The 14,057-nt window shown below is 58.6% G+C and carries 12 protein-coding genes and 1 tRNA gene; 2 read left to right on the forward strand and 11 right to left on the reverse strand.

Going from position 1 to position 14,057, the window contains the following annotated elements:
• Nucleotides 1-11: 11 nt before the first annotated feature.
• Both ACYVIT_RS24050 and ACYVIT_RS24055 read right to left on the reverse strand, forming a co-directional pair.
• Nucleotides 12-1,307: a hydantoinase/carbamoylase family amidase gene (locus ACYVIT_RS24050; protein WP_415807421.1), complete on the reverse strand. Its 1,296-nt coding sequence runs from the start codon at nt 1,305-1,307 to the stop codon at nt 12-14.
• Nucleotides 1,304-1,975, reverse strand: coding sequence for an orotate phosphoribosyltransferase (locus ACYVIT_RS24055; protein ID WP_415807420.1), 672 nt, complete (start codon nt 1,973-1,975; stop codon nt 1,304-1,306). The genes ACYVIT_RS24050 and ACYVIT_RS24055 overlap by 4 nt, the downstream gene beginning before the upstream one ends.
• Nucleotides 1,976-2,173: 198 nt before the next feature.
• On the opposite strand from ACYVIT_RS24055, the gene ACYVIT_RS24060 reads away from it, so the two are divergent.
• Complete coding sequence (locus tag ACYVIT_RS24060; protein ID WP_415807419.1) at nt 2,174-3,088, forward strand: LysR substrate-binding domain-containing protein; 915 nt, start codon at nt 2,174-2,176, stop codon at nt 3,086-3,088.
• A gap of 14 nt (nt 3,089-3,102) precedes the next feature.
• On the opposite strand, the gene ACYVIT_RS24065 is transcribed toward ACYVIT_RS24060, so the two are convergent.
• From ACYVIT_RS24065 to ACYVIT_RS24105, 9 genes are all read right to left on the reverse strand, one after another.
• On the reverse strand, nt 3,103-3,897 hold the full coding sequence (locus ACYVIT_RS24065; protein WP_415807418.1) for an IclR family transcriptional regulator: 795 nt from the start codon (nt 3,895-3,897) through the stop codon (nt 3,103-3,105).
• Nucleotides 3,898-3,977: 80 nt separating this feature from the next.
• A complete protein-coding gene (locus ACYVIT_RS24070; protein WP_415807417.1) occupies nt 3,978-4,676 on the reverse strand; it encodes an ABC transporter ATP-binding protein in 699 nt (232 codons plus the stop codon).
• Nucleotides 4,673-5,452, reverse strand: coding sequence for an ABC transporter ATP-binding protein (locus tag ACYVIT_RS24075; RefSeq protein WP_415807416.1), 780 nt, complete (start codon nt 5,450-5,452; stop codon nt 4,673-4,675). Before ACYVIT_RS24075 ends, ACYVIT_RS24070 begins: the two co-directional genes overlap by 4 nt.
• Complete coding sequence (locus tag ACYVIT_RS24080; RefSeq protein WP_415807415.1) at nt 5,442-6,416, reverse strand: branched-chain amino acid ABC transporter permease; 975 nt, start codon at nt 6,414-6,416, stop codon at nt 5,442-5,444. The genes ACYVIT_RS24075 and ACYVIT_RS24080 overlap by 11 nt, the downstream gene beginning before the upstream one ends.
• Nucleotides 6,416-7,276 carry a branched-chain amino acid ABC transporter permease gene (locus tag ACYVIT_RS24085; protein ID WP_415807414.1) on the reverse strand — a complete coding sequence of 287 codons (861 nt, stop codon included), beginning with the start codon at nt 7,274-7,276 and terminating at the stop codon, nt 6,416-6,418. The genes ACYVIT_RS24080 and ACYVIT_RS24085 overlap by 1 nt, the downstream gene beginning before the upstream one ends.
• 43 nt (nt 7,277-7,319) lie before the next feature.
• Nucleotides 7,320-8,525 (reverse strand): ABC transporter substrate-binding protein, encoded by a 1,206-nt coding sequence (locus ACYVIT_RS24090; RefSeq protein ID WP_415807413.1) that lies wholly within the window; start codon nt 8,523-8,525, stop codon nt 7,320-7,322.
• 61 nt (nt 8,526-8,586) lie between these two features.
• Nucleotides 8,587-10,248: a hydantoinase B/oxoprolinase family protein gene (locus tag ACYVIT_RS24095; RefSeq protein ID WP_415807412.1), complete on the reverse strand. Its 1,662-nt coding sequence runs from the start codon at nt 10,246-10,248 to the stop codon at nt 8,587-8,589.
• On the reverse strand, nt 10,248-12,263 hold the full coding sequence (locus tag ACYVIT_RS24100) for a hydantoinase/oxoprolinase family protein (protein ID WP_415807410.1): 2,016 nt from the start codon (nt 12,261-12,263) through the stop codon (nt 10,248-10,250). Before ACYVIT_RS24100 ends, ACYVIT_RS24095 begins: the two co-directional genes overlap by 1 nt.
• A gap of 58 nt (nt 12,264-12,321) precedes the next feature.
• Nucleotides 12,322-13,659 carry an NAD(P)/FAD-dependent oxidoreductase gene (locus tag ACYVIT_RS24105; protein ID WP_415807409.1) on the reverse strand — a complete coding sequence of 446 codons (1,338 nt, stop codon included), beginning with the start codon at nt 13,657-13,659 and terminating at the stop codon, nt 12,322-12,324.
• A 306-nt stretch (nt 13,660-13,965) separates the two neighbouring features.
• On the opposite strand from ACYVIT_RS24105, the gene ACYVIT_RS24110 reads away from it, so the two are divergent.
• Nucleotides 13,966-14,056, forward strand: a tRNA-Ser gene (locus ACYVIT_RS24110).
• Nucleotide 14,057: the final 1 nt, after the last annotated feature.

Genomic DNA, 14,057 nt, shown 5'->3' on the forward strand with positions numbered 1-14,057 from the left:
ACCCATTTGTTTCAATTTGTGACTGATGTCGGTTGGCGAGGTGGAATTGTGCCGTTCAGGGCGCGATGAAGCAAATCGGTTCCCAACAGAAAGTCTTCGATGTCCATGGCTTCGTGCGGATTGTGCGATCCGTTTGCGTTGCGTATGAACACCATGGCCGACGGAATGCCGGCATTGGCAAATACCGATGCATCGTGGCCGGCTCCGCTGGGAATACGTTCCAGCGCCATGCCCGTTTGTGCTGCCGCTGATTCCAGTTTTGCTATCCAGGCCGGATCCATCGTTGCCGGTTCTGTGAACAGTCGCTCGTCGAACTCAAAACGCACGCCTCGACTGGCCTCGATGGCGCGGCATTCGTCGCGCATCAGGGTATAGAAGCGTTCCAGTGTCTGCGTGTCCTGGCTGCGCACCTCAAAGCTCAGTTGGACTTCGCCTGGAATGACGGACACAGCATGCGACTGCTGGGGCGTCGAACAAATGCCGCTTGTCATGACCAGATCCATACCCATCTGCAGCAGGACCCGCCAATGTTCATCCATACGTGACAGCAGTTCCGCTACCGCCAGCAGCGCGTCTTTGCGCAGCCAGCGAGGCACCGCGCCCGAATGGCCGGTTTCACCGATGCAGCGCACGTGATTGTGTCGGATGTTGCCTCGAATGCCAGTGACCGCAGCAACCGGCCACTGACGAGCCACCATGACCGGGCCCTGCTCAATGTGCAGTTCCAGATAGGCACCCATCCGGGCAGGATCGATCATCGGTTCTGCACGGCGGACTGCTTCGATATCGACGCCACAGCGGGCCATCGCGTCGCCCAGTGTGCCTTGCCCGCCGCGGTGAGGCATGTTCAACGCCGATGCGGGCAAGCGTCCCAGCAGTGCGAGGGATCCCATATAGGCCTTGCCATACCAGGCGCTTTCCTCGCCACGCAGCGCCAGAACGCGTACCGGCGGCGCATCCTCGTGATGTCCGCGCAGGCTGGACAGCACCAGCATGCCGCAGACCACACCTGCCAAACCGTCAAAGTTGCCGCCTTGCGGGACGGAATCCACGTGCGATCCGATCGTGACAAAAGGATCGGGGCGCTGGTCCTGCGGCAGCCACATCCACAAATTCTGAGCACCATCACGTTCATACGCCAGGCCCAGGCGTTCTGCATGGCTCTCCAGAATCCGCAAGGCGGCTTCTTCGCCTGCGCCATAGCTTTCACGCGTAACGCCCAGGCCGTCACGCGTGGCCTCGCGGATTTCGGCGAGAATCGTTTGCGCCAGATCGCGCAAGAGCGAGGATGTCCGACTGATCGTCATGCGCCGGTTCCTCCGTGGCCGATGGACCATGCCACCGGGTCTGCGGCGAAATCGGCGAGCATGGCCGTCTGTGCGTCATTGAGTTGTCCGCTGGCCAGCAGTGCCTGATGCAGATGCGGCCACGATGCCAGGGCATGCAACTGCAGCGAATGGTCTGCAAGTGTCTGGTTTTCTTGCGCGTAGAGCGCATAGTCCAGCAAGACCATGACGTGTTCCACGGTGGGACCCGACTGGCGCAGCGCAGCGACCGCACCGGCCTTGGAGCGGCCATCGGTTGTGATGTCATCGACCAGCAGTACGCGGGCATCGAGTGGCAGCCGGCCTTCGAGTTGAGCGGTGATGCCCCAGCCTACCGGCCGTTTACGCAAATACAGCATGGGCAGTTGCAGCCGTTCGGCCAGCCAGGCCGCGATGGCAATGCCCGAGCTCTCTGTGCCCACGATGGCATTGATCTGGCCCGCTGCAATGACCGGGGCGACCGCACGTGCGGCGATGTCCATGATCTCGGTGCGCCATTGCACATCCGACATCAAGACATGGGCATCCACGTAGACCGGGCTGGCCCAGCCCGAGGTGTAGAAAAATGGTTGGTCTGATGCGATGCGCACGGCGCCCAGCGCAACGAGCGCCTGAGCGACACGCGGGGCGTCGGAAACGGAAAGAAGCATAGGATGTCCGTTGGCAAAAGCTCGATGCTATGAAAATCCCCCCATCCCTGAGAAGCCGTGAAATTTCATTGAGCCGTTCCTAAAAGAGATGGCTCGCCCCTGGTATTGCGTTACGATGCTCTTGGTTCAGGATGAAATTTCCTTACCCGTTCCGTTTCGTGTTATCCGGCCACCACGCTATCGCGTGCCGATTCCCTTATGTCCACGTTCGCCTCTTCCCGCAGCTTTTTACGTCACGTCGATCTGTCGACGCTGGATCTGTTCATCTTGACGTGTCAGTCCGGCAGTATTGCCAGGGCTGCGGCACAGGGGCAGTTGGTCGCCTCTGCGGTGAGCAAGCGCATTGCGGAACTGGAGTCCCTGGCTCAGACGCCGCTGTTGCAACGCCATGCTCGAGGCGTACGTCCCACCGCAGCAGGCGAGTTGCTATTGCGGCATGCGCACGCGATCTTGCAGGAGGTCGAAGACCTGCGCGCCGATCTGAGCGAGTATGCCCGCGGCGTGCGAGGCGTGGTGCGTTTGAGCGCGAATGCTTCGGCTGTCGAGCAGTTCCTGCCCGAAGACATTGCCGCTTTCATGAAAGAGCATCCCGACATACGCATCGACTTGCGCCAGGCGACCAGTCGCCGGGTCGCTCAGGCCGTGAGGGACGGAGAAGCCGATCTGGGTATCTGCAGTCCCAGCGATGAGGCGGGGGGATTGGAATCGCTGTCGTATCGGCGGGAACGCATGGTATTGGTCATGCCGCGCAGCCATCCATTGGCCGAGCACCAGCAACTGGCTTATGAACAGGCTCTGGATCACGCGCAGATAGGCTTGCGCGACAGCAGCATCATTCAGGAGACGTTGAGCCGTGCCGCGCAAAGCGGGCGGCGCATGCTGCGGCAGCGTATCGAGGTCGACAGCCTGAGCGCCATGTGCCGCATGATCGAATGCGATCTAGGCGTGGGCGTCATGCCTGAGGGTGCATATCAGTCTGTCGGCAGGCCGCGGCAACTGCACGCCGTGCCGTTGACGGATACATGGGCGGAACGTACGCTGAATCTGTATGCGGTCAGTTTCGCGGAGGTGTCGGTGGCCGCCAGGCGTTTCGTGGCGAGCATCAGTCAGTGAGAGCGACCGATCGCTTAACCGAAGGCACGCACCGCATTGCTGACCGAACGGGCACACTCCATGATCTTGGAGGCGATCTGCTGCCGTACGGTCTCCAGCGTCCAACGGCTGGGCGGCGTGATTACATTGAGCGCAGCGATGGGCTGCCCTTGTCCTCCCATGATCGGTACGGCAATAGCCATATCACCTGCATACAGCTCTTCGGTATTTAATGAATAGCCTAATCGCCGGCCCTCATGCAACAAAGCTTTTAACGTTGGCTTGTCCGTCACGGTGTTCGGCGTATAGGCCTGCATGGGGATAGTGTCCAGCAGCGCATCGCATTCAGGCTCGGGCAATGCCCATAAATAGGCCCGTCCCGACGCCGTGCAGAACATGGGGATGCGGCAGCCAATGGGCATGTGCATAGGAATGAATCGATGACTGGCAAAACGCGCCACATACACCATGTCATGCCCGCTGGGTTCCATCAGATTGACGGTCTCGCCCGTCGAATTCGAGAGCTCTGCCAAAAACGGATTGGCGACATCGACCAGCGTATCGGCTGCGAGATAGTTGTAGCCGATGTCCATGACTCTGGTCGTCAGCTGAAACCGCCGCGTTTGCGGATGTTTCATCACATATCCCAGGCTCTCCAGCGTGTAGACGATGCGTTGTACCGAGCTTTTACTGAGCTCGGTTATCTCAGCAATTTCCCCCAGCGTCATGGTGCGGCGTTGGGCAGTGAAGCTGCGCAGTACTTCGATACCCTTTTCCAGGACCTGTACAAATAGCGGATTATCGCGAGGGGGGCTCTGATCACGCTTCATCGATGCTCCAGGGCCGGCGCGACCCGCTCTTGTTGTGCTTGCATGGTGTGTCCGCATGCCAGTAGGCGTTTTGTTCAATCCTAAACCGCTAAATAACGTTGTTTTATATCGTCGGCAGTCCGGAATTCATCCGCGCTGCCATGATAAACGATATGACCTTCTTCCAGAATGTAGTGGCGCGATGCCAGTTTTTCGCAGACTGCCAGATTTTGCTCGACCAGTAAAATTGTCATGCCACGTGCAGCGATCTGCACCAGCGTTTCGGTGATCTGCTCCACAATCACGGGCGCCAGGCCCTCGGTGGGCTCATCCAATAGCAGCAAGTGCGGGCCGCCCAATAGCGCGCGAGCGATCGCCAGCATTTGCTGTTCCCCGCCCGAGAGCTTTCCTCCGCCATTTTTCCGGCGCTCTTGCAGTCGAGGAAACAGTCTGTAGACATCGTCCAGACCCCAGGCAGATCCTTTACGCAGCGCGACACGCAGGTTTTCTTCGACGGTCAATAGCGAAAAAATTTTCCGGTCTTCGACGACCAGCGCAACTCCTTCACGGGCGATCCGGTGGGTCGTTTCATCACTGATGTCCCGGTCGCGTAAAGATACTTTTCCGCCTTGGCATTTCACCATGCCCATTACGGTTTTCAGGGTCGTCGATTTGCCTGCGCCATTACGTCCTAGCAACGTGACAATCTCGCCCTCGTTGACGTGCAGGTTGATGTCTCGAATTGCATGGCTGGATCCATAGTAGCCATTCACGTTGTGTAGCCGTAACAAGGTGCTCATGATAAGGCTCCCGACCCCAGATACGCGCGGCGGACGTCGGCATGGCCTTGAATATGATCCGGAGTGCCCTCCGTCAGCACCTTGCCTTGCGCCATGACGGTGATCCGATCGCTGATCGTCAACACAATGCTCATGTTGTGCTCGATCAACAATACCGTGTGATCGCGCGCCACCTCTTGGATCAAGTCACGCATCACCGGCAAATCATTGACGCCCATTCCCGATGTCGGTTCGTCGAGCAACAGCAGTTTTGGCCGTGCAGCCAGACACATGCCGACCTCCAGCATGCGCTGCTGACCATGTGCCAGGGTGCCTGCGCAGACGTCGGCATAGCGCTGCATGTTCAAGCGCTCAATGAGAGTCTGCGCCCTCTGCGAGGCCTGCTCTACGCGTTCGACGCGCTTCCAGAAGCAGGCAGCATCGCGCCGCATGACGGCTTGCGCCGCGAGCCGCAGGTTTTCGCGCACTGACAGCTGTCCGAACAAGGAGGTGATCTGAAACGAGCGGGCCATGCCGAGATGCACCCGTTGGGTGTCCGAGAGTCCAGTGACGTCGTGCCCTGAAAAGCGGATACTGCCTCTGCTGGGCAGCAATGCGCCACCCAGCAAATTGAACAGCGTGGATTTTCCTGCGCCATTTGGGCCGATCACAGAATGAATATGGCCCCGCTGGATACGCAGGTCCACGCCGGAAACGGCATGAAAATCGCCGAATTGCTTGCCCAGTCCCTGGGTCTCGATCATGGCGGATTCGAGGACCGCATCGTCATTGCGCATGTTCAGTCCTCCTTGATACCCGCCACGATTTCAATGCCTGTTGTACGCCACCCCAGAGCCCTCCCGGTGTGGACATGCTGATGAATACGAGCAGAAAGCCTATCAGCATGGGCCAGCGTGGCCAGATGGTAGACAGCCATGATGACAGGACGACATAAAAGAGGGCGCCGACCAATGACCCCGCCAGGGATCCTCCGCCGCCTATCAAGGTCATGATCAGAATGGTTTGACTCATCGTGACATCGATGGTCGTCAGGGTGGCAATGCCTAGAAACGGCGCATACAGCGCACCCGCGAGCCCGGTCAGCAGGCCAGAGAATGCAAATGCTGCGAGTTTGAATCCCCGCACGTTATAGCCCACTGCCGCGGCACGGATCTCGTTTTCCCGGATGGCGACCAGGGTGGAGCCGAAGGGCGATCCGATGATGCGTTGCAGCGCAAAAAACGCCAATAAAAACAATACGGCGCTAAATACGTAAAACGACGAGGATTGACTGAGCGATATATCCACCACGCCGAATAACGACAAAGGCGGGCGAGGAATATCCGTCATGCCGTTGTCACCACCGGTGATGTCTCGAAATGAATAGGCGAGAAAATAGAATAGTTGAGCGAAGGCCAACGTGAGCATGACGAAATAGACACCCCGTTGCCGGATCGAGAAAAATCCCACCAGCACCGCCGCTGCCGTGCCGACGAGGGCCCCAATCAGTAGCATGGAAAACAGGCCCGCGCCCCAATGAGTGCCTGCATAACCCGCTGCATAAGCGCCCATGCCAAAGAAGATACCCTGGCCAAACGACAACAGCCCTGTATAACCCAATAGCAGATTGCAGCCCAGCACTGCTATGGCAAAAATCAGCACCTCATTGGCCTGTGAGTAGCTGGGTAGTATGAAGGGCAGCAGCAACAACAGCAGTGGCGCTGCGGTCCGGTTGGCAATACGCATGAGTCTGCTTTCCATCAGCCTCTCCCAAATAGTCCGTATGGGCGCATCAGCAGCACCATGGCCATACATACATAGATGACGGGACGTGCCATCTCGGGCCAGATGCTGCTGAGCAGGCTTTGCAGCACACCCACCAACAGTCCTCCGACCAAGGCCCCGGAAAAGCTGCCCATGCCTCCGATCACGACCACAACGAACGCGATGCTGAGCCCGTCAAGCCCCATGAACGGCTCCACCCCTCTAATGGGGGCGGCCAATACTCCCGCCAAGGCGGCCAATGCCACGCCCAGGCCGAAGACGAGCATGAAAATCTTGGGAATGTCGTGTCCCAGCAGCGAAGTCATATCGCCGTGTTCGCTGCCGGCGCGCACGATAGCTCCTAGACGGGTGCCTTCGAGCAACCACCAGAGAATCAGCGCGAGTACTGCGGTGAATGCGATGACGAACAAGCGATAGGTGGGATAGATGAATGATCCGAATTCGACGATTCCACTCAATGCCTGGGGCGTGGGCATGTGCAGCGCATCGGTTCCCCAGAGGACAATGGCCAGTTCCTGCAGGATCATCGACAAGCCGAACGTCAGCAGTATCTGTGCCATATGCGACAGCCGGTAGGCGTGCCGCAACAGCACGCGTTCCAGCGCGATCGCGAATACGAACACCACGATGGGTACCAAGATCAGGCTGACCCAGAAGTCCAGCCCCAGTGATACCACGATGGCATAGGCTAGATAAGCACCGATCATGAAGAACGCGCCATGTGCGAAATTCACGAACCGCAATAACCCGAAGATGATCGACAAGCCGACCGCCATCAGGAAATAAAGCATGCCTACGCCTATGCCATTGAAGATCTGCAGTAGGTAAAGCGTCATGAGGTCCCTTTCCCGAGAAGGAGTAATGAACGCCGCACCTCGGTCAGGTGCGGACCATCTTGCAGACACTTTGCGCGATGGGGATCGTCGACTCTCCCTCACTGACGATCACCGCCATTTCATTGGGGTCAGTAATCTCTGACGCTTTTTTGCCCTTCATCAGGTAGTATTTTTTGATGCCCTGATGGTCAAACGCGCGGATCTCCTCCGGTCCGGTCAGTCCGTCATATTTCCAGCCTTCGAGCGCTTTGATGACTTTCGCTGCATCGTCGGAACCGATGCGATTGATGGCCTCCAATGTCAGTCGGGTCGATATATATGTCAATGCACTGTTATAGGGCGGTGTGACGTTGAAATTCTTGCGGCACAGTTCTACAAAGTGCTTGTTCACAGGCGCATCCACGCCATGCCAATACTGGCAGCCGAAGTACACGTCTTCGACGATATCTTTTCCCAGCGCATGAAACTGGGTGACGCCATCCGAGTACGCCATCAGGATCGTCATTCTGTTCTTCATGCCGAACGAAATCGCCTGGCGCAGCGTGGCCGAAGATTGTGCGCCATAGTTCAGGATCAGCAGGACATCGGGTTTTGTGGCCATGGCGTTGGTCAGATAACCGCTGAATTCCTGTTCGGTCAACGAGTGATAGCTGTTGCCGACGTGCTCGATATCCATTTCCTTGAAAATGCGCTTTGCATTGTTCAACAAGGCGTCTCCGAACACGTACTGCGGTGTGATCGTGTACCAGCGCTTGGCCTGAGGCATCATCTTGGCCAGCGGGCGCACTGTCTGTTCGATCGCGCCATAGGTCGTACTGGACCAGCGAAACGTCGAGATGTTGCAGTCCGCGCCAGTGACTTCATCCGCGCCGGCCCCGATAAAGGCTACGCCGCCTTCGCGATTCATCTCCTTGCCGACGGCGATGGCTTCTGAGGATAGCAATGCGCCACTCACATAACGCAGTCCTTCACGCTGCGCGGCTTCACGGACTTTGCGCACGGCCACGCCGGGGTTGCCCTCCGAGTCGATGGAGACGACACGGGTTTTCTTGCCGAGAACTTCCGGTACGTCCAGCGCCGCGGCTCGCGCACCGATGAGACTGTACTTGCCGATTTCTGCGAATACCCCCGACATGGGGGTGGCGCACCCCATTGGGAAAGTGCCGCTGTCAGCAGCGAGTACGCGTTGCAGTGGCAGTCCCGTCAGCGCCAAGCCACCGGAAATCTTGATGAAGTTGCGGCGATCCATGTTTATACCCCTTGTCTAATAATGCTTGCTTCATGAAAGAACAGCAGGAACGAGACCAGAATCAGGATGTATATCCGTACGCGACACGGGCAGTCTCTGGCGTCAGCAGGCCCGTGACCAGATCTTTATGTATCGCGTCACGCGACCGTTGCGAGGGCTCGCCGTAGCCGGCGCCACCACCGCAGAACAGCTCGATGACGTCGCCTTTTTTCAGCCATGTCGACGATTTCGACGAAACCTCGAATTGCTCCGATCCTCGGTGTACTGTGCACCTGCCCAATTGCGCAGGCGTACCGCCAAAGAGGCCGGACGGCTGGATGCGGAAACGATCCGCGTACAGCTCCAGCTTCACATCGTCACGAAGTACCCGGTAGTGCCGAGAGAATCCAGAACCGCCGCGTTGTGCTCCGTGGCCGAATGAGTCTGCTTCGAGTCTGTGTGCGATGACCCGGATGAAGTCGTGCTGCGCATCGAGCGCCTCGATGGGGGTGTTGCTGCAGTTTGACAGGGGCGAGTCCACGGCGTCGCAGCCGTCGGCTTGTGCGGATGCGCCGTATCCGCCACCGAAGATTTCCAGGCTGATGTGATAGCCCGCCGAGTCATGGCGAGAGAAGCAAATCACGGCCGTGGTGTCGAATCCGGACGCAATCACGCGCTCTGGCAAGGCCTTGGCCAGCGCTTTCATAATGGCGTTGAATGCACGATATGCGGCCTCCATACGCGCCCTGACGGGGGCAGGGTGGGTGGGATTCAGCAGCGTGCCGGGTGGGACATGGATGTGTATAGGACGCTTGATGCCCTCGTTGTAAGGGATCTCGCTCTCGGATGCCACGGACTTCACGACGTTCAGCGCGGCAGAATGCGTCGAGGACAGTGGGCAATTCACATTGCGCATCACCTGATCGCAGGTGCCAGTGAAATCGATGTAGATCTCATCCCCACGAACCTCGACCTTGACCTTGACGGTCAATGGGGCGTCGTTCGTACCGTCATCGTCGACGGCGTCTTCGCCGTAGTAGACGCCATCAGGGATCTGAGAGATTGCGTGCCGCATGCGGCGTTCGGAATAGGCCACGAACTCAGTCATCACCTCGCACACGGCATCTACGCCGTACTTTTGGCAGAGGGCCCGTACGCGGTCTGCACCGATGGCATTGGCCGAGTGCTGGGCGTTGAAGTCGCCAATCGTCAAGTCCGGTACGCGGACATTGGCTGCGACCAGCCGTTCGAACGCCCCGCCGTTCCAGTCCCGATGCATGTTGTACTTTGATGGAGGAATGCGCAGCCCTTCCTGAAATACGTCGGTAGCGCTGCTGTTCAAGCCTGGGCTGCCGCCACCTAGATCCAGGTGATGCGCCACGCTGGCGCCAAAACCGATCACTTTCCCATCGACAAAGATGGGCGTAAAAATAAAGACATCGGGTAGATGCTGACCGCCTTCGAACGGGTCGTTATTGATAAAGAAATCGCCTTCCTCCAGGGTGTCGATTGGATGACGTTCCAGGCATGGTTTGATCGTCATGCTCATGGGGCCCAATTGCATGGGAATCAGATCTGCCTGGGCGACGACATTGCCCGCTGCATCCAGCAGCGCCGACGCACCGTCGCGCGCCTCGCGCAGTACCGTTGAATAGGCCGAACGGATCAGTTTTGCGCCCATTTCGTTGGCGGCGGCGTGAAGCGCCTGGCTGATTACCGCGTAGTCGATTGCAGAAACATTCATCACGCTTTCCTCGTCAGAATCAGGTTGTCACTGGTATCCAGCGTGCTGGACCAGCCGGCAGGAATCAGGACCGTGGTGGTCACCCCTTCTATGACAGCGGGGCCGTTCAGCGGCTCGTCCACACGCAAGGCGCCCTCGGCGACCCGGCGGCAAACGTGCCATGCACCATCGCCAAACAACTCGGTGTCAGGGATCGGATGTGATGCTTGCTGCTCCCGCACGAGGTGGGGGATCTTGGCCAATGGCTTTCTGGCCGATACGCGCAAACTGATGACTTCGATCGCCCGATTGGATGTGGCGCCATGGAAATAGATACGTTCATGCGCTTCCAGAAAACGTGCACGCAGCATGTCATCGGATAGCGCCTGCAGATCCTCGGGGCTCAGATCTACGGCGACCTCAAAGGCCTGGCCGACGAAACGCATATCCACGCTCACTTTCCATTCATATGGCGCAGCGAGACCGATCTCGGCAAATTGCGCCGACAGCGTATCGCTGAGCTGTTGAATGCTCGATGCCAGCGGCTCGATCGCCTCGGGCGTCAATCGCACTTTGTGGGTGCGGCTTTCGAACTTCACGAAATCCGAGGCAAGCAGGCCGTATGCGGAAATCACACCGGCATTGGGCGGAATGACGACCTTGTCCACGCCGAGGTCGTCCGCTACCCGGCACGCATGCAGGGGGCCTGCGCCGCCGAACGGGACGATGGCATAGTCACGAGGATCGCGTCCACGCTCCGTCGATACGAGCTGAATGGCGCGTACGATATTGGCATTGGCCAGGTGGATGGCTGCCTCGGCGGTGGCTTCGATGCTCAATGAGAGTTTGTCGGCCAACGGCTTGAAGGCCTGTCGCGCGGCCTCGCGGTCGATTCTGATGTGGTTGCCGAGCTTGATGTCGGCTCTGATCGTGCCGCAGACCACGTGCGCATCTGTCACCGTCGGTTGGGTGCCCCCTTTCCCATAGCAGACCGGACCAGGGTTGGCGCCAGCGCTGCGCGGCCCGACGCGCAACATGCCGCCATCATCCATCCAGACGATGCTGCCGCCGCCTGCACCGACGGTAGCGATATCCAGCACAGGGGTACGCACGGGCAGACCGTCGATCACGGTTTCTGTGCTCATGCGAAATTCACCGTTCTCGATCAGTGACACATCGGTGCTGGTACCGCCCATATCAAAGGTAATCAGGTTCGTGAAGCCTGAGCGTCCCGTCTGGCGCGTGGCGCCTACTACGCCGGCTGCAGGGCCTGAAAACAGCGCCGATACCGCATTGCGACCCATCGCGTCTGCCGGCAGGCGGCCGCCGTTGGACTGCATGACGGAGAAATTCCCTTTGAATTGCTGCTCTGTGAGCCAGCTCGAGAATCGTTTCAGATAACCGGCAATCACGGGTTGTACGTAGGCTGAAAGTGCGGTCGTGCTGGACCGCTCATACTCGCGGAATTCATTGACGACATCGGTCGAGATCGTCACCGTGGCTTCAGGCAGATATTCGGTCAATATCGCTGCGACGCGTTTTTCGTGTGCAGGATTGGAGAAGGCGTTCAATAGGCAGACCGCAATGGCGCGGTACTCGCCCCGCTTTAGCTCGGGAATCAAGCGCTGGGTCAGATCGGTTTCATCCAGGCCGGTGTCGATAGACCCGTCGGCCAACATGCGCTCGATGACCTCGAAACACGACTCGCGACCCACCACACTGGCCGGGTTTGCATAACGCAGGTTGTAAATGTTGCGCCGATCCTGACGCTGCAGCAGCAACATATCGCGAAAACCCGCCGTCGTGACGAATGCCACACGTTCGCCCTTGCGCTCCAGGATCGCGTTGGTTGCCACGGTGGAGCCGTGCGCAAAATCCTCGATCTGCGAAATGGGCAGCCCCGATTCGATGATTGCGTTGAAGGCGCCTTGTTCTGGCGCGTGAGGGGTACTGGGGACTTTGGTGATCGTGACCGAGTCGCCATGAAAGGCAACCAGATCTGTGAACGTACCACCCACTTCTACACCGACTCTCATAACACTTTCCTCATGTATTCAACGGCAAGGATGCAAGGTGGGCGCCTAGGCGCCAGCTTTAGAACAAATCACGGATCTTGAAATACTGCACGGCAACCGCGATGTACAGGCGGTGCAGCTTGTGCAGCGGAATAGGGCGAATTGGCGTTACCGAAAACGGCAGCGCGGCACCGTTATCAAGGCGCAGGTGATCGGCAATGGCCTGCCCTATTGCGGTGGTCAAACCCACACCACGCCCATTGCAGCCCAGCGCGATCGTGATGCCGGGGGCAGGCTGGTGCAGATGCGGCATGCTGTCGCGCGTCATGGCGAGTCTGCCCGACCACCGGTAGGGCAGGGAGACGCCTGTCAATTGAGGAAAGGTGGCTTCCAGCGCGCGGCGGATGTGCTGATAATCCTGCACCCCTTGTCGAGAGGGCTGGTTGCCGCGTCCTCCGATGATCAATCGGCCCGCGGCATCCACGCGGTAATAATGCAGCAGCCGGCGAGCATCGGACACGACCTGTTGTTCTTGCAAAATGAGCGAGCGCAGTTGCGTGGGCAGCGGGTCTGTCGCGACCTGTGAGCTGACCGCGGGAACGATCGAGGTGCGCAGCCGTGGCCATAATTCGTCGGTATAGGCATTAGTGGCCAGGACGATCTGGGGCGCGCTCACCGATGCGCCTTGCTGGGTGATGACGCGCCAGTCGCGGCCGTCGCGTTCGATGCGCGTTGCCGCGGATTGCTGGAATACGTGCGCGCCCTGTTCAATCGCTGCGCTGGCCAGGCCCAATGCATAATTTAACGGGTGCACTGAACCGGCCCGCCGGTCTATCCAGCCGCCGCGATAGAGACCCGGCGCGCAGCCGATCATCTGCGTAATGGCCGGGCCATCGAGCAATTGCGCATTGGCGCCGCGCGCGATCCATTGTCTGGCCCGCTGCTCCGTTGTGCGCAACATCGAGTCGTTGTGTGCGCCTTGAATCCAGCCCTGACGTATGGCATCACATTGAATGTTGTACCGCGCAACGGTGTCAAATACCGCGTCTGCCGTTGCGGATGCGAATGCGATGATGTTTTCGGCCTGTGCCGGGCCGAATAGCGAGGTCAGCTCAGCGGGATCGTATTTGAGTCCGGGGATGACTTGGCCGCCATTGCGGCCGGAGGCGCCGAAACCCGGCGTGGCGGCTTCGAGCACTGTGACATCGACGCCGTGGCTGGCCAGTTGCAGTGCGCAGGCTAACCCTAAATAACCGCCGCCAACCACGATGACGTCAGCGCGACGGCTGGCATCTAACACCGGAAGAGCAGGTGTTGCATTTGCGGTGGCCAACCATAGTGAATGCCGCGTGTCGTGCTCCACCAACTGCGAAGTAGTGCTTGATGTGATGGCGGGATTTAGCGTGAGGTTCTGCATACAACGAGTAGGTCCTGGTTGGCCCATGGGGCGGGGGACGACTGAAGCTGAACACTGCAATTGACGCTACTTTAAATTTCATTCCAATAGTATTGCAATACATATTTTTAATATCGCATATCGATATTAATGTGGCGTTATTAGATTTATGTGGTAGAGCGGTTAACGGCCTTGTCCCGGAGCTAACACCCGCTTGAGTCCAGCGGGGCGTCGCTTTAACGCACTGTCTCCATTTCTGCTAGAATCGCGGATTCGCGTTGTGGCCAGCTTCTTTGAGGCGACTCGGCTGCAAGCGTGCCCGGATCAGGACAGGTGGCCGAGTGGTTGAAGGCGCACGCCTGGAAAGCGTGTATACGTGATAAGCGTATCGGGGGTTCGAATCCCCCTCTGTCCGCCAA

The organism is Bordetella muralis, assembly GCF_054781015.1.